This window comes from Solidesulfovibrio aerotolerans (assembly GCF_009856865.1).
GTDB classification, from domain to species: Bacteria; Desulfobacterota; Desulfovibrionia; order Desulfovibrionales; family Desulfovibrionaceae; genus Solidesulfovibrio; species Solidesulfovibrio aerotolerans.
The window spans coordinates 83,783-102,364 of record NZ_WVUD01000009.1; the positions used below are offsets into that span (position 1 = coordinate 83,783).

Below are 18,582 nucleotides of genomic sequence, written 5' to 3' on the forward strand. Positions count from 1 at the left end.
AAGCAAGTCTGTCCGTCCACTTCGTTGGTTGCAAAAAAATCCGTTACGGGTATGATCCGTTGCAATCAGACGTATCAGGCCGGCTTTGATCCGAAAACGGGTACAGCACCGCGAGGCCCCATGCCGCCGACAGCCGAATTCACCCCGCTTTTGGCCCCGTTTTCCCCCTGGGAACCCGGTGCCCTGCCCCTGGTCGTGTTCGGGGCCATCGTCCTGGTTGTCATGGCCGTCATCCTCTTTCTGTCCGGCTTTCTCGTGCGCCGCCGGCCGACCCCCAGCAAGCAACAGCCCTACGAGTGCGGCATCCGCCCCACCGGCCCGGCCCGGTTTCGCTATCCGGTGCCCTTTTTCCTCATGGCTGTTTTTTTCCTGCTCTTCGATGTGGAAACCGCCTACATCATTTCCTATGCCGTGGCCTGGCCGGAACTGGGCCTGCCCGGGTATCTGCGTCTGGCCGTTTTCGTCATCGTTTTAGGCCTTGGGCTGGTGTACGCTTGGCGCAAGGGCGGCCTGGACTGGGACGAGGAGGAAGGCTTGTGACCGGATTTGGCGAAGGCCTGTTCAATCCCACCGACGCTGTCATCAACTGGGCGCGCAAAAACAGCCTCTGGCCCTTTTTCTTCGGCCTGTCCTGCTGCTTTGTGGAAGAAGCCACGGCCTGGGGACCGCGTTACGACATCGCCCGGTTCGGCTCGGAGGTCTTTCGGGGTTCCCCCAGGCAAGCCGACGTGCTCATCGTCTCGGGCACGATGTTTCAAAAAATCGCCCCCGTAGCCCTTCGCCTCTACGAACAGATGAGCGACCCCAAATGGGTCATTTCCATGGGCTCGTGCAGCAATTCCGGCGGCATGTACGACGTCTATTCCGTGGTCCAGGGCTCGGATCAGATTCTGCCCATCGACGTCTACATCCCGGGCTGCCCGCCCCGGCCCGAGGCGGTCTTTGAGGGGCTCATGCTCCTGCAAAAAAAGATCGCGGCCGGCGAAAAACCCACCCGTCCCGTGCTCCATCTGCCCGGCGGCAGCCAGGGCGGCCGGGAGGATTTCCTGGTGGACGGGGCCACCAAATGCCGCGACACGCGCGGTCCCGGCTACGCCGGCATCCCCATCCGGGGCACGGCCGCAACCGAACCCCGCTTTGCCGGCTCCCGGGCCGAGGTCATGTGGACGCCGCCCGTGCCGGGGTTGGTCTTAACGGCCGGGCAAGAGACCCTGGCTGCCGATCTGGCCGCCGTTTTCGGCGACGACGCGCGCTTAACGGACACGGTGCCCACACCGGGCGATATGCCGACCTACGTCGTGGCCCCGGCCCGGCTGCCCGAGGTGCTGGCCTATCTCAAGGAAAAAGCCCCCACCCGCTTTGAGCGGCTGGAAGATCTGACCGCCCTTGACGAAACCGCCCGGCGCGTGCCGGCCGGCCACGAAGCCACGGTGGTCTACACCCTGACCTCAATGTCCGCTGCGACCATGGTGCGCCTGACCTGCCCGCTGCCCAGCCGCGATTCCAGTCTGCCCACGGCCACGGGTGTGTGGTCCTGCGCCAACTGGTACGAGCGCGAAGCGGCCGAGATGTTTGGCCTGCGCTTTGACGGCCATCCCGATCCCCGACGCCTGCTCACCCACCGCGACTGGATCGGGCATCCGCTACGCAAGGACTACGAAGGCCGGGCCACCAGCCGGCCAGCCTTCACCCGGGCTGATTGTGAACGCCTGGAGCCTGTGGACGCGGCCGAGATTCTCGGCAGGCGGGCCGCTGCGGGCGATTATCTGCTCAATTTCGGCCCCCACCACTACGCCACCCACGGCATCATCCGCTACGTCCTGGCCATGCGCGGCGAACGCGTCAAAGCCATGGGCATCGACATCGGCTACCACCACCGGGGCGTGGAAAAAATCGGCGAACGGCAAACCTGGCACCAGTTCATTCCCTACACCGACCGGGTGGACTATCTCTCCGGCATTGCCAACAATCTTTCCTATGTGACGGCTGTTGAGCAGTTGGCCGGCATCGCCGTGCCGCCCCGGGCGGCTTACGCGCGGGTCATGCTCTCGGAACTGTTCCGCCTGTCCAACCATCTGATGTATTTCGGCACCTTCCTTCAGGATCTGGGCATGATGAGCCCGATTTTTTATGCGCTTCGCGAACGCGAAATGGTGCTGGACATCATCGAAACCATCACCGGCGGTCGCCTGCATCCGGCCTGGCTGCGCCTGGGCGGGCTGGCTGCCGATCTGCCCGAGGGCTGGAAAGAGCAGGTGGACGCCTTCGTCAAAATTTTCCCGGGCCGGCTCAAGGAATACCACGCCGGGGTGACCAGAAATCCCATCGTGCGGGCCAGAACCAAAGGTGTTGGCGGCATTTCCGGCGCTACGGCCATCGACTGGGGCATTACCGGCCCCAATCTGCGCGCCGCCGGCGTGGCCTGGGACCGGCGCAAGGCCATGCCCTACGGGGCGTATGCCGATTTCGACTTCGACGTGCCAACGCGCGAGCATGGCGACTGCTACGACCGCTATCTCGTGCGCATGGACGAGATGGCGCAAAGCCTGCGCATCATCGAACAGGCCGCCGCCCGGATGCCGGGCGGGCGTTATTTGAGCGACGATGCCCGCTACTGCCTGCCCCAAAAGGATGCGACCCTGCGCGACATTGAAAGCCTCATCCACCATTTCGTCAATGTGACCCGTGGCCCGCGCCTGCCGGCCGGCATGGCCTACGCCGCCACGGAAGCCCCGCGCGGTGAGCAAGGCTACTGCGTCGTTTCCGACGGCGGCTGCCACGCCTACCGCATGCGCATCCGTACCCCGGGCTTTGCCAATGTCCAGGCCCTGCCGCTTATGATCGAAGGCCTGTCTATTGCCGACTGCGTGGCCGTTTTGGCCTCTTATGACTATATTTTGCCGGACATCGATCGATGACGCGCTGATACGATGACGCGCCGCAACGCTTTGCCCACGCGAAAGCCCCGGATCGGCCTCCCCGGCCGGGACAACCGCCAGCTGACGCCAACGCCGGAGGCTTGATTTTCCCATGTCGCCCCTGCCCACCGAACTTGAAACCGAGCTGGCCCGCCTTGTGGCCGCCGTGCCCCGCCCCCGCGAGGCCGCCGTGGACGTCATGTACGCCCTGCAACGCCACTACGGGTACCTGTGCGACGAGGCCATGCACTGCGCCGCCCGGGTTCTCGGCATGACCACCCTGGAACTCGAATCCCTGGCCACTTTTTATGACTATCTCTACCGCCGGCCCGTGGGACGCTACGTCATCCATGTCTGCGATTCGGTGGTGTGCTGGATGTTTCACCAGGATTCCATCTTCGATTATCTGTGCCGCACCCTTGGCGTGCCCCCGGGCGGCACCAGCGAGGACGGCCTTTTCACCGTGCTGCCGGCGGCCTGCATCGGCAACTGCCACAACGCCCCCACCATGCTCATAAACGGCCGCTTCTACGACAGGCTGACCCCGGAACGCATCGACGCCGTGCTGGCCGAACTGCGGGCCGGGACCGAGGAGCCGGTGCGATGCAAGTAGATACCCCCCAAGTGCTTTTTAAAAACAGGCATCTCGGCCGCCCGGCCACCCTTGCCGAATACCGGGCCGGCGGCGGCTACGAGGCGCTTGCCGCCACCATCGGCAAGCGCACCCCGGCCGAGGTCTTGCAACTCGTTCTAGACGCCGATCTGCGCGGCCGGGGCGGGGCCGGCTTCCCGGCCGGTCGCAAATGGCAGGGTGTCCCCACCGATCACGTGGGCACGCGCTACGTGGTTGTTAATACCGACGAAATGGAACCGGGCACGTTCAAGGACCGCATCCTGGTCAACGCCGACCCGCATCTGGTCATCGAAGGCATCGTCCTTTGCGCCTATTCCATCGGAGCCAGCGAAGGTGTGTTTTTTATCCGCCCCTCGTATGAAGGCGACGCGGAACTCATCGAACAGGAATGCCGGGTGGCCCGGGAACACGGCTATCTGGGCAACAACATCCTGGGCTCGGACTTTTCCTTTGATCTGCATGTGCACCGCAGCGCCGGCCGCTACATCTGCGGCGAAGCCTCGGCCCAGATCAAAGCCATCTCAGGCCTGCGCCCCAATCCGCGCAAAGGCGGTCCGCGAACGGCCGTCAAAGGCCTGTGGGACTGCCCGACAATCGTTAATAATTTGGAAACCCTGGCCAATCTGCCGGGCATCGTGCGAAACGGGCCGGCCTGGTTTAAAGCCCTGGCCCGCTCGGCCACGGGTTCCGGCACCAAGCTCTACAGCGTCTCCGGGCAGGTGGCCCGCCCGGGTTGCTACGAGCTGCCCATTGGCGTCACCATCCGGGAAATCATTTTTGAGCATGCCGGCGGCATGGCTCCGGGCAAGACGTTTAAGACCGTCATCCCGGGCGGTGCGTCCACGCCCTTTCTGCCCGAGGCCCTGCTCGACCTGGAAATGGATTTCGACCCCATGCGCGCCGCCGGCCAGCGCTTTGGCACCGCCTCGCTCATGGTTTTCGACCAGGGCACCTGTCTGGTCGGGGCCACCTTGTCGCTCATGGAGTTTTTCGCCCGCGAATCCTGCGGCTGGTGCACGCCGTGCCGCGAGGGCATTCCCGCCATCCGGGAACTGTTACGCCGCATCGAAGGCGGCCAAGGGACCGAGGAGCATATCCAGATGCTCACGGACTTGCTGCCGGTCCTCGATAAGGCCTATTGCGCCTTCGCCCCGGGCGCGGCCGAACCCGTTCGCGGCCTGCTGACGCATTTCATGAACGAAGTGAACGCCCACATCGTTCAAAAACGCTGTCCCTTTGGCAACCCGCCGCCGACCCTTCGCGGCAAGGCCTGCGGCACGCGCCCCATCCAGTTCGGCCCGACGCCCTGCCCGGAGGACCAATGCCCGATCTGATCATCGACGGCCGCGCCGTCTCCGTGCCCAAGGGAACCATGGTCATCGAGGCGGCCGAGCGCCTGGGCATCATGATCCCGCGCTTTTGCTGGCATAAGGCCCTGGGTGCCGCCGGTGCCTGCCGGATGTGCGCCGTCATGTTTACGGCCGGTCCGGTCAAGGGCCTGGAAATGAGCTGCATGACCCCGGCCGCCGACGGCATGGTGGTGGAGACGTTTCACCCCGAGGCGGTCGCCTTTCGGCGCAGCATCATCGAACTGCTCATGGTGAACCATCCCCATGACTGTCCGGTGTGCGACGAGGGCGGGCATTGCCTGCTGCAAGACGAAACCATCTCCGGCGGCCACAGCCTGCGCCGTTTTCCCGGGCGCAAGCGCACCTATCTCGACCAGAACCTGGGGCCGTTTATCCAGCACGAGATGAACCGCTGCATCCACTGCTACCGCTGCGCCCGGTTTTATCAAGAATACTGCGGCTACCGCGATTTCGGCCCCATGCAAAACGCCAACCGGGTCTATTTCGGCCGCTTCGACGACGGTGCCCTGGAAAATCCCTTTGCCGGCAATTTGGCCGATCTGTGCCCCACCGGCACGCTCACCGACAAGCCGGCCCGGTTCGTCTCGCGGCGCTGGGATTGCCTGCGCGCCCCGTCGGTGTGCCTGCATTGTTCGCTTGGCTGCAACGTTACGGCCCTGTCCCGCTACCGCCGGGTGGCCCGCATCGAGGCCCGGGAAAACGCCGCTGTAAACGGCTCGTTTATCTGCGACCGGGGCCGGTTTTCCGCCGGCTACGAAGCCATTCCCGAACGGCCGCGCTCGGCCAGACTCGACGGCAACGCCGTCCCGGCCATCGAAGCCGAGACGGCACTGGCCGCCCGGCTGGCAGCGCTCGCCGAAAAGCACGGCCCTGGCAGCATCGCCATCCTCGGCGGGCTGCGCTCCACCATGGAAACCCAGGCCGCCGGTATCGCCCTGGCCCAGGCCGCCGGCTGGCGCGCACCGGCCTTTTTCGCCACCCGGACAGAGCAGGCCGCAACCCAGGCGGCGCTTGCCGTCCTCACCCCGCCTCGGGCGCGTTCCCTGGCCGAGATAGGCAAGGCCGACGCCGTGCTGGTCCTGGGCGTTTCACCCCTTTTCGATGCGCCCATGTTGGCGCTGGCCCTGCGACAGGCCAGCCGGGCCGGGGCAAAAATCATCGTGGCCGATCCCAGGCCCGTGGCCCTGCCGCTGCCCTTTACCCATCTGCCCGTGCCCCCGCGCCAGTTCCCGGCCGTGCTGGCCGTGGCCACCGGCTCCCCGGACGCGGCCGCTGCCGCCGCCCAAAAGCGCCTGCCCTTTGCGCCCGAACTGTGGCCTGGCCTGGAAACCGCCGCCAAAGCCCTGGCCGCGGCCAAGCGCCCGGCCCTGGTGTTCACCCCGGGGCTGGCCGCCGCCCTGCCGGACGACGACCGCTTGGGCCTGTTCCCGGTGCTGGCCCAGGCGAGCAGCGCCGGGGCGGCGCTGCTCGCCCCCACCGACGCCCCTGGTCTGGACGAACTGGCCGCAGACGTGGCCGCCGGCCGCGTCAAAGGCCTTGTCGTGGTCGAGGCCGACCTGTTTGCCGCTGCCCCGGGGCTGGCCGCTGTTCTGGGCAAACTCGACCTGCTGGTGGTGCTCGATTATCTGCCAACGCCGACCGTGGCCGCTGCCCATATTGTTTTGCCCACCACGACCATTTTTGAATCCGGCGGCATCCTGGCCGCCAGCGACGGCCGGCTCCAGGCCGCTTCCCCGGTCCAATCCCCGGGCGACCCCGTGGCCCGCGACGGGGCAGGCAGCCATCCGCCCCGGGCCTTTGACCGGCCGCTGCCCGGCACGGACCCGGCCCCGGCCGCCTTCCTTCTGGACCGTTTGGCCCGGGGGCTGGGCCTGACCCTGCCCCGGGAGCCGCTGGCCGCTCTGGCCGCCGCCATCCCGGCCCTGGCTGGTCTTGATTTGGCCGCCTTGCCCCAGGACGGCTTGCGCCCGGCCTTTGCCGGGTTGGCCGCGCCCCTACCGGCCCCGCTGCCCCTCTCCGCCGAATCCGGACTGGCCGTAATTTATACCGATGCCCTGTTTGCCACGGACGAACCCGGCCGGTATGCGCCCCTGGCCCAAGCCCAGACCCAGGCCGGCCCGCCGGTCCTCCTGCTCCATGCCGACGACGCCGCCGCCCTGGGGCTGGCCGACGGATTGGCTGACGGGCTGGCTGTGTCCCTCGAATGCGGCAACCGCCTCGTGCCGGCCACGCTGCATCTCTCCCGGGCCATGGCCCGGGGCGTGATCGTGGTCCCCCGTGTGCCGGACTTGGCCGGCCTGCCCCCCATCCTTGGCCCGTGCGGCCTGCGTCGGAGATAGGCCATGGACATGCTGCTCGGCGTCGTCGTCATGCTGGTCAAGATGGCCGTGGTCCTGGGAGTCGCCCTGGGGCTGGCCGCCTATATGATTCTTTTGGAGCGAAAGCTCTTAGGCCGCTTCCAGGTCCGCTACGGACCCAACCGGGTGGGCTATTTCGGGCTGCTCCAGCCCCTGGCAGATGGCCTGAAAATGCTTCTCAAAGAAGACATCATCCCCGACGGTGTGGACCGGCGCATTTTTCTCGTGGCTCCGGCCGTGGTGGCCGGCACGGCCCTGGCCGCCTTTGCCGTGGTCCCTTTTGGCGATGGCTTGACGCTTTTCGGCCACCGCGTGCCCCAGGTCGTGGTTGATTCCAACGTGGGTTTGCTACTGGTGTTGGCCCTGTCGTCCCTGGCCGTCTACGGTCTGGCGCTGGGGGCCTGGACCTCGGATAACAAGTATAGCCTCCTTGGCGGCATACGCGGCGCGGCCCAGATGATCAGCTACGAGCTGGCGCTTGGCCTGTCGCTTGTGCCGGTGGTCATGCACGCCCGCTCGCTTTCGCTGTCCGACATCGTGGCCGCCCAGGCCGGGCTGCCCTTTGCCCTCCTTGAACCCGTCGCCTTCGTCATTTTCATCATCGGTTCCCTGGCCGAGACCAAGCGCGTCCCCTTTGATCTGCCCGAGGCCGAAAACGAGCTGCAGGCCGGATTTCACACCGAATATTCCGGCATGCGCTTTGCCCTTTTCTTCGTTGGCGAATACGTCAACATGGTGCTCCTTGGCGCGGTGACGGCGATTTTCTTTCTCGGCGGCTGGCACGGGCCGTTCCTGCCGCCCATCGTCTGGCTGGCACTTAAAGTCCTGGCCGTGCCGGTCTTTCTCATCTGGACCCGGGCCTCGCTGCCGCGTCTGCGCTATGACCAGCTCATGGCCCTTGGCTGGAAGGTGCTCATTCCCCTGGCGCTGCTTAATATTCTCGTCACCGGCGCGCTGCTGGCCGCTGGCGTGTAAGGAAACGGCATGGCAGACAAGAAACAAGGCGTTGTGGGCGCATTCCTGGACGGCGCGGCCGGTCTCGCCGGCTCTTATGCCGCCACCATGACCCATCTATTCCGTAAGCCCGTTACCGAACAGTATCCCGAATACAAACGCCCCCTGCCAGCGCGCACCCGGGGGCGTATCGTGCTCACCCGCTCTCCCGACGGCAAGGAGCGCTGCGTGGCCTGCTACCTGTGTTCCGGGGCCTGCCCGGTCAACTGCATCTCCATGCAGTCGGAAGTTGGCCCGGACGGCCGGCGGCAGGCCGCCTGGTTTCGCATCAATTTCGCCCGCTGCATCTACTGCGGCCTGTGCGAAGAGGCCTGCCCCACGCTCGCCCTGCAGCTCACCCCGGAATTTGCCTTTTGCAAGGACGACATCGCCGATTTCGTCTATGAAAAAGAACAATTGCTGGTGGAGCACGGCGGCAAGCACCCGGACTACGACTTCTACGCCCATGCCGGCGTGGCTGCCGGCGGCCCCAAGGGCAGCCATATCGGCGAAGACGATCCCGTGGACGTCAAAAGCATCTTGCCCTAGGACGCGAATATGACCCCGCTTGGCGCACTTTTTTATCTGCTGGCCGCCGTGCTTCTCGGCGCGGCTGTTTTGGCCGCCACCCGGCGCAACCCGGTCCATGCCGTGTGCTGCGCCGTGGCCGTCTTTTTAAGTGCCGGCGGCCTCATGGCCGTTTTGGGCGCGCCGCTCCCTGGCGTGCTCATGGCCGTGGTCTATGCCGGGGCCATCATGGTGCTCTTTCTCTTTATTATCATGCTCTTGGGCCTGACCGCTGGCGACGGCCCGCTGCCGACCGGCCGGCTTGTCGTGCCGGCCACCCTGGCCGCCGCAACACTGGTGGCCCTTTTCGCCCTGATCGGGGCCGATCCCACCGGTGCGCGTCTCCTGCCGGCGGCAATGGCCGCTCCGGCCGCCGTGGGACGCGTCCTTTTCGACACCTACTGGCTGGCGGTGGAAGCCGTCTCCATCCTGCTCTTTGCCGCCCTGGCCGCCGCCCTGCTCCTGGGCCGGGGCCGGTCCGGCGGCCGGGCGCAACCTACCGGAGGTCCGGCCGCATGAACGTGCCCCTGTCCCATGTGCTGGCCGTGGCCGCCGGGCTGTTCGTCATCGGCGGCGTCATGGCCGCCTCCCGGCGTTCCATCCTTTTAATCCTTATCGGCGTGGAATTTATGCTCACAGCCGGCAGTATTGTCTTTGCCGGCGCGGCCCTGGCCTGGGGCAACATCGACGGCCAGGCCGCCATCATCATCGTCATGGGGCTGGCCGCAGCCGAGGCCGGCCTGGGGCTGGCCCTGCTGGTCCACGGCCGACGCGGCGGCGGCTCCGTCGATGCCGACGGCTACGCCCGGCTGGGAGGCGATGCATGACCACCCTGGTTGCCCTCATGCTGTTTTTCCCCCTGGCCGGAGCCGTGCTCCAGGCCGCCTTTTCCCGCTCGCTCTCCCGCGCGGCCTCGGGCACGCTGGCCGCCTTGGCCATTGCCGCCTCCCTGGCCGCCGCCCTGGCCGCCGTGTGGAACCTGGGTGTCGCCCCCCACGAAATTACCCTTGGCCAATGGCTGGCCTTTGACGGCTTTTCAGCAAACTTCTCCATCCTTTACAACCGCCTGGCGGGCCTTATGACCGTCACGGTCACCTTCGTGGCCCTTTTGATCCACCTCTATTCCGCCATCTACATGCGCGAGGACACATCCTTTGCGCGCTATTTCTGCTATTTGAATTTATTCGTCTTTTTCATGCTCATCATTGCCCTGGCCGACGATCTGGTCTTTCTCTTCATGGGCTGGGAGGGCGTGGGCTTTTGCTCCTTTGCGCTCATCGGCTTTTGGCACGAGGAACTGCCCAACGTGGACGCCGGGCGCAAAGCCTTTCTCATGACCCGGGTGGGTGATCTGGGCTATGTGGCCGCTTTGGCTATCGTGATCGCCGCCTCGGGCAGCGCCTCCATAACCGGGCTTACCGCCCAGATCGACGCCATGCCAACGGCCACGGCAACGCTCATCGGCTTTCTCTTTCTCTTTGCCGCCTGCGGCAAATCCGCCCAATTGCCGTTGTCCTCCTGGCTGCCCGACGCCATGGCCGGCCCGACACCCGTCTCGGCCCTTATTCACGCCGCCACCATGGTAACAGCCGGCGTCTATCTGCTCATGCGCCTGGAACCGCTGCTGGCCATTGCCCCGGACGTCGGGGCCACGGCCGCAGTCATTGGCGCGGCCACGGCCCTTTATGGTGCGGCCTGCGCCATGGGCCAGCGCGACGTCAAACGCATCCTGGCCTATTCCACCATAAGCCAGGTGGGCTATATGTTCCTGGCCGCCGGCTGCGGCGACGTGTCCGGGGCATTTTTCCATCTGCAAGCCCACGCCTTTTTCAAATCCCTGCTCTTTATGGTGGCCGGCATCATGATCCAGGCCGCCCATGAAGAGCATGACATCTTTCGCATGGGCGCGCGCCTGCGCCGGGCCATGCCGGGCCTTTTTCTCCTTTTCGCCTGCGGCGCGGCCGCCCTGTCCGCCCTGCCCCTGACCTCGGGCTATTTCAGCAAAGGCCGCACCCTGGCCGACGCCATCGCCCATCCCGGCCCGGCCTATCTGCTCGCCTTCATCCTCGGGGCCGTGGCCGCGTTTTTAACGGCCGTGTACGTCTTTCGCTTGTGCTTCGTGGCCTTTTTCAGTGATCCGGCCGATCCGGCCCGTCTGCTGTCGGACCCGGAACTGGCCCGCATGGAACGCCCCTTGTGGCCGCTCGCCGCTTTGGCCCTTGGCTACGGCTTCGTCAATCCGCCGGAATTCATGGGCCTTAAACCCTGGCTCGATGTCTATCTGGCCGGTACGGTGACACCCCTTCCGCCAAACGTGGAACACGCTGAATTTTTTGTGGAAATGATCGATGCCGTCCTGGCCGTCAGCGGCCTGCTGCTGGCCTGGCTCCTCTATCGCCCGGCCCGGCACCCGGTCGCCGCCCCGGCCGGGGCGCTCACCGCCGGTCTTGGCCTGGACGCTTTTTATCGCACCTGGATTGCCGCCCCCTACTGCCGCCTGTCGGCCCGGCTGTGGCGCGGCGTGGACGAAGACATGCTCGATGGCGCGGCCATGGGCGCGGCGACGGGCCTTCTGACCCTGTCCCGGGTGGCCGCCCGCCTGGGTTCGGCCCGGCCGTCAACCACCCTGACCACACTCCTTGGCGCAGCCGCAGCGCTGCTCACCTGGCTGGCCCTGCGCCTGACCTAACGCACCCGGAGCACCCATGCGGCAATTGCCCTGGCTCTCTTTACTCATCTTCTGGCCCCTGGTGGCCGCGTGTTGCCTGCCCCTGTCCCGGGGCGACGCCACTGCCTGTCGCCGCTTTGCCTTGCTGGCCGCCCTGGGCGAGCTGGCCCTGGCCGGGCTTATTGCCGTCCTTTTCGCCGGCCCCCAGCCGGATCTGCCCGTCATCGAAGACCTGGCCTGGATACCGAGCCTCGGCATCCGCTACAGCCTGTCCCTGGACGGCCTGAGCCTTATTTTCGTGGTGCTCACAGCGCTTATCGGCGTGTGCTGCATGGTCGCCTCCCGCCACGACGACGCCAAGCGCCCGGCCCTGTACTACGCGCTCATCCTGGCCGCCCTTTCCACGGTCCAGGGCATTTTTTTGGCCTCGGATCTTTTTCTCTTTGCGCTGTTCTGGGAAGCCCAGCTCATCCCGGTCTTTTTCCTCATCGGCATCTTCGGCCACGGCGACCGGATGCGGGTGGCCATCAAATTCTTTCTTTTCTCGGCCACCGGCGGGCTGCTCATGTTTTTAGCCGTCATTGCCCTCGGCATCCTGGCCGCCAACGGCCCCACCGGACCGACCTTTGCCCTTACGGACCTGACCCACGCCGCCGTGCCCGTAACGGTCGGCCGCTGGCTCTTTGCCGCCTTTGTCCTGTCCTTTGCCATCAAAATCCCCCTCGTGCCCGTCCACATGTGGCTCCCCGACGCCCATACCGAAGCGCCCACAGCCGGCAGCCTCATCCTGGCCGGGTTGCTCCTCAAAACCGGCGGCTATGCTCTCATCCGCTTCGCCCTGCCCCTTTTCCCCGAGGCCGCCCACACCTTTGCCCCGCTGCTGACGGCGCTTGGCATCATCGGCCTTTTTTACGCCTCGGCCGTGGCCCTGGCCCAGGAGGACGTCAAGCGGCTGATCGCCTATTCGAGCATCGGCCATATGGGGCTGGCCGTGGCCGCCATTGTCTCGGGCAGCCGGCTGGCGCTGGGCGGAGCCGTGGTCCTCATGGTCAGCCACGCCCTGACCTCGGGGGGCCTTTTTTCCCTGGCCGGCATGATCGGCGAACGGCTTGGCAGCCGACGTTTCGAGATTTTGGGGGGACTGTGGAACAAGGCCCCGCGCTTTGGCGCGGCCTTTCTCTTCTGCATCCTGGCCTCGGCCGCCCTGCCCGGACTGTCGGGCTTTGTGGGCGAAGCCATGATCGTTTTCGGCCTGTTTAAAACGCACATCTGGGTCGGCGTCCTGGCCGTGGCCGGCATGGCCGTGACGTTGGTCTATCTGCTGCGGCTGGCCCGGGACACGCTCTTCGGCCCGGCCCGCTCCCCTTTGCCCTTTGCTGATCTGAACGCCCGGGAAACGGCGCTTTTGTGCGCCCTGGCCGTTTGCATCCTGCTCCTGGGGCTTTTCCCCGGTCCGGTGCTGTCCCTGGCCGCCGGTCCCCTGGATTCCATCGCCGGGCTTGTCTGGCCGGCCGCAACCCCGGGTCTGTGAGCGAGGACCAGCCATGACCGCGCAGCTTGTCTTGTATTTTCCCCACCTGTCCCTGGCCCTCGGGGGGCTGGTCATCCTGCTCGCCGCCTGTTTGCGCCGCACCCCGGCAACCCTTTTTCCGATCCTGGCCGGCGTCTTTGCCGCCCTGCCGGGGCTGTGGTCCCTGGCCGGGCCGACCGGGGCCAGCGGCATCGGCTGCTATTACGCCGGCCTGCTCTCGGTCATCACCCTGGCAACGGTGGCGCTCACCGCCCGCTACGCCGCCCGCCGGGGCTTTGCCGGCGACGCCCTCTACGGGCTCGTCCTGTGGTCGGCGCTTGGTATGCTGCTGCTCGCCGCCTCCGACGACTGGCTCATGCTGATCGTCGGCTTGGAACTGGCATCGCTGTGCCTGTACGCTGTGGTGGCGTCGCGGCTGTCCGATCCGCTGGGGACCGAGGCGGCGCTCAAGTATTTCCTGCCCGGGGCCATGTCCCTGGCCGTACTCGTCTTCGGCGCAGCCCTGGTCTATGCCGGCTCCGGCAGCCTCATCATTGCCGATTCCCTGGCAGCCGGCGGTCCCATCGTGTCGGCCGGGCTGGCCCTGGCCCTCATTGGCATTGGCTTTAAACTGTCGCTGGCCCCGGTCCATCTGTGGACCCCGGATGTCTACCAGGGCGCGCCGGCCCCCATCGCCGCCTTTCTCTCCACCGGCTCCAAGGCGGCCACGGCCGCCGCCCTGCTCCATCTGTGCGCCGAAGCCTCGCCCGAAGCCCGGGAACTGCTCTGGCCGGCCCTGGCCGGCGTGGCCGGGCTGACCATGGCTGCCGGCAACATCGGGGCGCTGTGCCAGAAAAGTGTCAAACGCATCCTGGCCTATTCCTCCATCGCCCAGATGGGCTACATCGCCATGGCCGCCATGGCGGTGAACGACGGGGGCGGCGAAGCGGCGCTTTTTTATCTGGCCGCGTTTGCGCTTATGGATCTGGGGGCGTTTGGCGCCGTGGGACTGCTCTCGGGCGAGATCGGCGACCGCGACGACGTGACCGCCTACCAGGGCCTTGGCTACGTCCACCCCTGGCGGGCCGGGGCCTTGGCCATAAGCCTTTTATCCCTGGCCGGGCTGCCGCCAACGGCAGGCTTTATCGGGAAATTTCTGGTCTTTGGCGCGGCCCTTCGGGCCGGCTATGTGGGCTTGGCCGCCTTTGGCATCGTCACGGCCGTCATCGGCATCTTTTACGCCCTGCGTGTGGTGGCCGCCCTTTATATGCAAAGCGGCGTCGAAGCCCATCCGGCCATCCCAGCCCCGGCCGGACCGGCCGGCGGGCTGGCCTTGGGGGTCATGGCCGCCGGCGTTCTGGCGCTGGGGTTGTTTCCGCAAAGCCTTCTTGGAGCCATTGCCGCGCTTTTTGGCGGTGGCTAGGGTCGCTTGATTCTCGCAAGCCGAAAAAACCGAAAAGCCGCCCATTTCTGGACGGCTTTTCTTTGTGAGTCGAAATATCTGGCGGAGAGGGAGGGATTCGAACCCTCGAACAGGATTTACTCCCGTTACCCGCTTAGCAGGCGAGCGCCTTCGGCCAGCTCGGCCACCTCTCCGCAAAAAGGCGAACTAAACGTTTGCGCGCCCCGGGTCAAGAAAAAAAGCTCGCCCAACTGCCGCTTCCGGTCATTTCCGCTCTTTACACAGGGCCGGCCCCGCGCATATGTTCACCTTTCGCCATAACGAGCCCCCTCAAAAGGAGTCCAGGGCATGAAAAAGTTCGCGCGTATGGAGCGCCTCCCCCCATACGTTTTCGCCACCGTCAACGAGCTGAAAATGCAGATGCGGCGACGAAACGAGGACGTCATTGACCTCGGCATGGGCAACCCCGATCTGCCCACGCCACCCCATATCGTTGAAAAACTGGTCGAGGCCGCCCAAAAGGCCGCAAACCATCGCTACTCGGCTTCCAAGGGCATCAAGGGACTGCGCAACGCCGTCTCCGGCTGGTACAAGCGCCGCTTCGACGTGGACATCGACCCCGAAACCGAGGCCGTCGTCACCATGGGCGCCAAAGAAGGCCTGGCCCACTTGGCCCTGGTCATGCTTTCCCCGGGCGATGTCGTCTTCGCCACCGACCCGGCCTACCCCATACACCCCTACTCCTGCATCATTGCCGGGGCGGATGTGCGGCGCATCCCCATCAGCTCCGACCGCGACTTCTTTGAAGATCTGCTGGCCGCCACCAAACAGACCTGGCCCCAGCCCAAACTCTTGATCATCTCCTACCCGCACAACCCCACCACGGTGACGGCGGATGTTCCATTTTTTGAGCGCATCGTCGAATTCTGCAAAGAACACGACATGATGGTCATCCACGACTTCGCCTACGCCGACTTTGGCTTTGACGGCTACCAGCCGCCGAGCTTTTTGCAGGCCAAGGGTGCCAAGGACGTGGGCGTGGAATTCTTCTCGCTCACCAAAAGCTATTCCATGGCCGGCTGGCGCGTCGGGTTTTGCTGCGGCAACCCCGAGATGGTCCATGCGCTGACCCGCATCAAAAGCTATCTGGACTACGGCATCTTCCAGCCCATCCAGATTGCCGCCACCGTGGCCCTAAACGGCCCCCAGGAGTGCGTGCGCGAGATCATGGACGTGCACCAGGAACGCCGCGACACGCTCATCGAGGGTCTGGCCCGGGCTGGCTGGGACGTGCCCGCGCCCAAGTCCACCATGTTTGTGTGGGCCAAGATTCCCGAGCCGTTTGAGCATCTCAAATCCGTGGAATTCTCCAAGCTCCTGTTGCGCGAAGGCGGCGTGGCCGTGTCGCCGGGCCTGGGGTTCGGGCATTTCGGCGACAACTACGTGCGCTTTGCCCTGGTGGAAAACCGCCACCGCATCAATCAAGCCGTTCGCGGCATAAAAAAGGCGCTGTCCGGATGAACGACGCATCAATCGCCCCCGTTCGTATTGGACTGGCCGGACTCGGCACTGTCGGGTCCGGCCTGGTGGCCGTGTTGCAGCAAAACGCGGACTGGATCGCCGCCCGGCTCGGTCGCGCCGTCACCGTCAAGACGGTGCTCGTGCGCGACCTGACCAAGCCCCGGGCCGTGACCCTTGGTCCCGAGGTCGCGATCACCACCGATGCCGATGCCCTGGTCACCGACCCGGACATCGACATCGTGGTCGAACTGATGGGCGGCATTGATGCAGCCTTTGCGCTCATCCACAAGGCGCTGTGCGCCGGCAAGCATGTGGTCACGGCCAACAAGGCCCTTTTAGCCAAACGCGGCCCGGAGCTTTTTGCCCTGGCCGCCGAAAAGCGCCTGGGCCTGTACTACGAAGCCAGTTGCGCCGGGGCCGTGCCCATTGTGGAGACGCTCAAGTCGTCCCTGGCCGGCAACCGCATCAAAAGCATCATCGGCATCTTAAACGGCACGGCCAACTACATCCTCTCCAGTATGAGCGAGAAAGGCCTGCCCTTTGCCGAGGCGCTTCAAAAGGCCCAGGAGCTGGGCTACGCCGAGGCCGATCCGACGCTGGATATCCAGGGGTATGACGCCGCCCACAAGCTTATCGTGCTCATCCGGCTGGCCTACGGGTGCAATCTTCCCCTGGAGCGGCTCCCGGTCGAGGGCATCACCGGCGTTGGCCCCGACGACATCCGTTTTGCCCGGGAGTTCGGCTACGCCATAAAGCTCATCGGGCAGGTCCGCGATCTGGGAGGACGCCTCGCCGCCGGGGTGTGGCCCATGCTGGTCCACGAGGATTTCCTTTTAGCCAGCGTCAAGGGCGCGTTTAACGCCGTGCGGGTCGAGGGCGACGCCTCCGGGCCGATCATGCTCCATGGCAAGGGAGCCGGCGATCTGCCCACGGCCAGCGCCGTGTTGGCCGATATCCTGGCCCTGGCCCGGCAAGGCATGATCCCCAACAACACCGGCTTTCTCACCGAACCGCTGCCCGAGGCCGAGCTGGTCGATCCCGACGATTTCGTCAGCCCGCATTACATCCATTTTACGGTCAAGGACCAACCCGGGGTCATGGCCGCCATCTCCAAGTCCATGGGCGAACATGGCGTGTCCATAAGCCAGGCTGTGCAAAAAGGTGTGCCCGAGGACGGCTACGTGTCCATCGTGTTTCTCACCCACGAGGCCCCCAACCGGGCCATCACCGCCGTGCTCACCGACACGGACGCCATGCCGTTTATCAAACCCGGCACCGTCCATTTCCGGGTGTTGTAACGGTGTTTGCGCTTCGCCGGCAGATACGATGCGGTTTAAGCCCCAACCCCGTTAAAAGTTTTTGAAGAGAGTCCAGAGAGAAACTTTTTTCAAAAAGTTTCTCTCTGGCCGCCGGAGGCATCTTCCCTCATGTCCAAGTCACTCTCCTCTCCCTCTCCCAAGCTCGTCTTCCTTATTGCCGACGGCATGGGTGATCTGCCGGTTGCGGTCCTGGGCGGCCGCACGCCCATGGAGGCGGCCGAGACGCCGGCGATGGATAAGCTGGCCACCCTTGGCCGGGTGGGCCTGTGCCGCACCGTCCCTCACGGCATGGCCCCCGGGTCGGATGTGGCCAACATGTCGCTGCTCGGTTTTGACCCGGCCAGCCACCACACCGGGCGCGGTCCCATCGAGGCCGCGGCCCTGGGGCTGGCCCTTGAAGCCGACGATGTGGTCTTTCGGCTCAACACCGTGACGGTCAGCGATTTTGCCGCAACCGGGCTTATGCGCGACTACAGCGCCGGGCATATCGACACCGCCGTGTCCACGGAGCTGGTCCGACAGCTTGGGGCGTCGTGCCTGCCGGCCGGCTACGAGCTGCATGCCGGCGTGCAGTACCGCCATCTGCTGGTGGCCAAAGGTGCGGCCGGGCGGGAAGAGGCCACGGTCTTTGTGCGCCCGCCCCACGACATCACCGACCAGCCCATGGCCCCGGATATCGCGGCCCTTCAAAGCGTGCCAGCCTTGTGGCAGTTTGTGACCTGCGCCGCCCGGCTGCTGGCCGGGGACGACAACGCCAGCAAGGCCAATGCCGTATGGCCCTGGGGCCAGGGCCGGGCACTGAGCCTGCCGTCTTTTACCGAGTCCTTCGGGCTGCGCGGGGCGGTGGTGTCGGCCGTGGATCTGGTCAAGGGCCTGGGCCGGGCGGCCGGCATGGCTGTTTTGGACGTGCCCGGTGCCACGGGCCTGCTTGATACCAATTACGAGGGCAAGGTGGCGGCCGCACTGGAATTTCTCAAAGACGGCGACTTTGTCTTCGTCCATGTCGAAGCCCCGGACGAGTGCGGCCACGGCGGCGACGCTGCCGCCAAGACCGAGGCCGTGGCCCGGTTCGACGCCCGGATTGTGGCCCCGATGCTGGGCGCCCTGGGCGAGTCTGCTTCGGTGCTCATCGCCTGCGACCACCCAACGCCCATTGCCGTTCGCACCCACACCACCGATCCCGTGCCGTTTCTCTTCTGGAAGGCCGGCATCGCGGCCAACGGCGCGGCAGCCTTTAGCGAACGGGAAGCCGCCAAAACCGGGCTGCTCATCGAACCCGGCCATACGCTGCTGGCCCAGACGGCCGCCTGGGCCAGGGGCTAG

At 65.6% G+C, this 18,582-nt stretch carries 15 protein-coding genes and 1 tRNA gene; 15 read left to right on the forward strand and 1 reads right to left on the reverse strand.

Annotated features, from left to right (window positions below):
* Positions 1 to 120: 120 nt before the first annotated feature.
* The 12 genes from GTA51_RS07450 to GTA51_RS07505 all read left to right on the forward strand — a co-directional run bounded on the left by GTA51_RS07450 (position 121) and on the right by GTA51_RS07505 (position 14,440).
* Positions 121 to 540 carry an NADH-quinone oxidoreductase subunit A gene (locus tag GTA51_RS07450; protein WP_160959969.1) on the forward strand — a complete coding sequence of 140 codons (420 nt, stop codon included), beginning with the start codon at positions 121 to 123 and terminating at the stop codon, positions 538 to 540.
* Positions 537 to 2,918: an NADH-quinone oxidoreductase subunit B/C/D gene (locus tag GTA51_RS07455; protein ID WP_160959971.1), complete on the forward strand. Its 2,382-nt coding sequence runs from the start codon at positions 537 to 539 to the stop codon at positions 2,916 to 2,918. The genes GTA51_RS07450 and GTA51_RS07455 overlap by 4 nt, the downstream gene beginning before the upstream one ends.
* A 112-nt stretch (positions 2,919 to 3,030) precedes the next feature.
* Positions 3,031 to 3,531 (forward strand): NADH-quinone oxidoreductase subunit NuoE, encoded by a 501-nt coding sequence (nuoE, locus tag GTA51_RS07460; protein WP_160959972.1) that lies wholly within the window; start codon positions 3,031 to 3,033, stop codon positions 3,529 to 3,531.
* A complete protein-coding gene (locus tag GTA51_RS07465; RefSeq protein WP_160959974.1) occupies positions 3,522 to 4,886 on the forward strand; it encodes a complex I 51 kDa subunit family protein in 1,365 nt (454 codons plus the stop codon). Before nuoE ends, GTA51_RS07465 begins: the two co-directional genes overlap by 10 nt.
* Positions 4,874 to 7,261, forward strand: coding sequence for an NADH-quinone oxidoreductase subunit G (locus tag GTA51_RS07470; RefSeq protein WP_160959975.1), 2,388 nt, complete (start codon positions 4,874 to 4,876; stop codon positions 7,259 to 7,261). The genes GTA51_RS07465 and GTA51_RS07470 overlap by 13 nt, the downstream gene beginning before the upstream one ends.
* A 3-nt stretch (positions 7,262 to 7,264) precedes the next feature.
* The gene (gene nuoH, locus GTA51_RS07475) at positions 7,265 to 8,254 is read left to right on the forward strand and encodes an NADH-quinone oxidoreductase subunit NuoH (RefSeq protein ID WP_160959977.1); all 990 of its coding nucleotides are present in this window, start codon (positions 7,265 to 7,267) and stop codon (positions 8,252 to 8,254) included.
* A 9-nt stretch (positions 8,255 to 8,263) separates the two neighbouring features.
* A complete protein-coding gene (gene nuoI, locus GTA51_RS07480; RefSeq protein ID WP_160959978.1) occupies positions 8,264 to 8,821 on the forward strand; it encodes an NADH-quinone oxidoreductase subunit NuoI in 558 nt (185 codons plus the stop codon).
* 9 nt (positions 8,822 to 8,830) lie between these two features.
* The gene (locus GTA51_RS07485; protein WP_160959980.1) at positions 8,831 to 9,358 is read left to right on the forward strand and encodes an NADH-quinone oxidoreductase subunit J family protein; all 528 of its coding nucleotides are present in this window, start codon (positions 8,831 to 8,833) and stop codon (positions 9,356 to 9,358) included.
* Entirely contained in the window at positions 9,355 to 9,666 is a 312-nt protein-coding gene (locus tag GTA51_RS07490; protein ID WP_160959981.1) for an NADH-quinone oxidoreductase subunit NuoK, read from the forward strand. Before GTA51_RS07485 ends, GTA51_RS07490 begins: the two co-directional genes overlap by 4 nt.
* The gene (locus GTA51_RS07495; protein ID WP_160959983.1) at positions 9,663 to 11,528 is read left to right on the forward strand and encodes an NADH-quinone oxidoreductase subunit L; all 1,866 of its coding nucleotides are present in this window, start codon (positions 9,663 to 9,665) and stop codon (positions 11,526 to 11,528) included. The genes GTA51_RS07490 and GTA51_RS07495 overlap by 4 nt, the downstream gene beginning before the upstream one ends.
* 16 nt (positions 11,529 to 11,544) lie before the next feature.
* On the forward strand, positions 11,545 to 13,038 hold the full coding sequence (locus GTA51_RS07500; RefSeq protein WP_160959984.1) for a complex I subunit 4 family protein: 1,494 nt from the start codon (positions 11,545 to 11,547) through the stop codon (positions 13,036 to 13,038).
* A 13-nt stretch (positions 13,039 to 13,051) separates the two neighbouring features.
* Positions 13,052 to 14,440: an NADH-quinone oxidoreductase subunit N gene (locus tag GTA51_RS07505; RefSeq protein WP_160959986.1), complete on the forward strand. Its 1,389-nt coding sequence runs from the start codon at positions 13,052 to 13,054 to the stop codon at positions 14,438 to 14,440.
* A 79-nt stretch (positions 14,441 to 14,519) separates the two neighbouring features.
* Here the strand turns inward: GTA51_RS07505 and GTA51_RS07510 are convergent.
* Positions 14,520 to 14,613 (reverse strand) — tRNA-Ser (locus GTA51_RS07510).
* A 154-nt stretch (positions 14,614 to 14,767) separates the two neighbouring features.
* On the opposite strand from GTA51_RS07510, the gene GTA51_RS07515 reads away from it, so the two are divergent.
* The 3 genes from GTA51_RS07515 to GTA51_RS07525 all read left to right on the forward strand — a co-directional run bounded on the left by GTA51_RS07515 (position 14,768) and on the right by GTA51_RS07525 (position 18,582).
* Positions 14,768 to 15,940, forward strand: coding sequence for an aminotransferase class I/II-fold pyridoxal phosphate-dependent enzyme (locus tag GTA51_RS07515; RefSeq protein WP_160959987.1), 1,173 nt, complete (start codon positions 14,768 to 14,770; stop codon positions 15,938 to 15,940).
* Positions 15,937 to 17,238, forward strand: coding sequence for a homoserine dehydrogenase (locus tag GTA51_RS07520; RefSeq protein WP_160959989.1), 1,302 nt, complete (start codon positions 15,937 to 15,939; stop codon positions 17,236 to 17,238). The genes GTA51_RS07515 and GTA51_RS07520 overlap by 4 nt, the downstream gene beginning before the upstream one ends.
* Positions 17,239 to 17,367: 129 nt before the next feature.
* The gene (locus GTA51_RS07525) at positions 17,368 to 18,582 is read left to right on the forward strand and encodes a cofactor-independent phosphoglycerate mutase (protein ID WP_160959990.1); all 1,215 of its coding nucleotides are present in this window, start codon (positions 17,368 to 17,370) and stop codon (positions 18,580 to 18,582) included.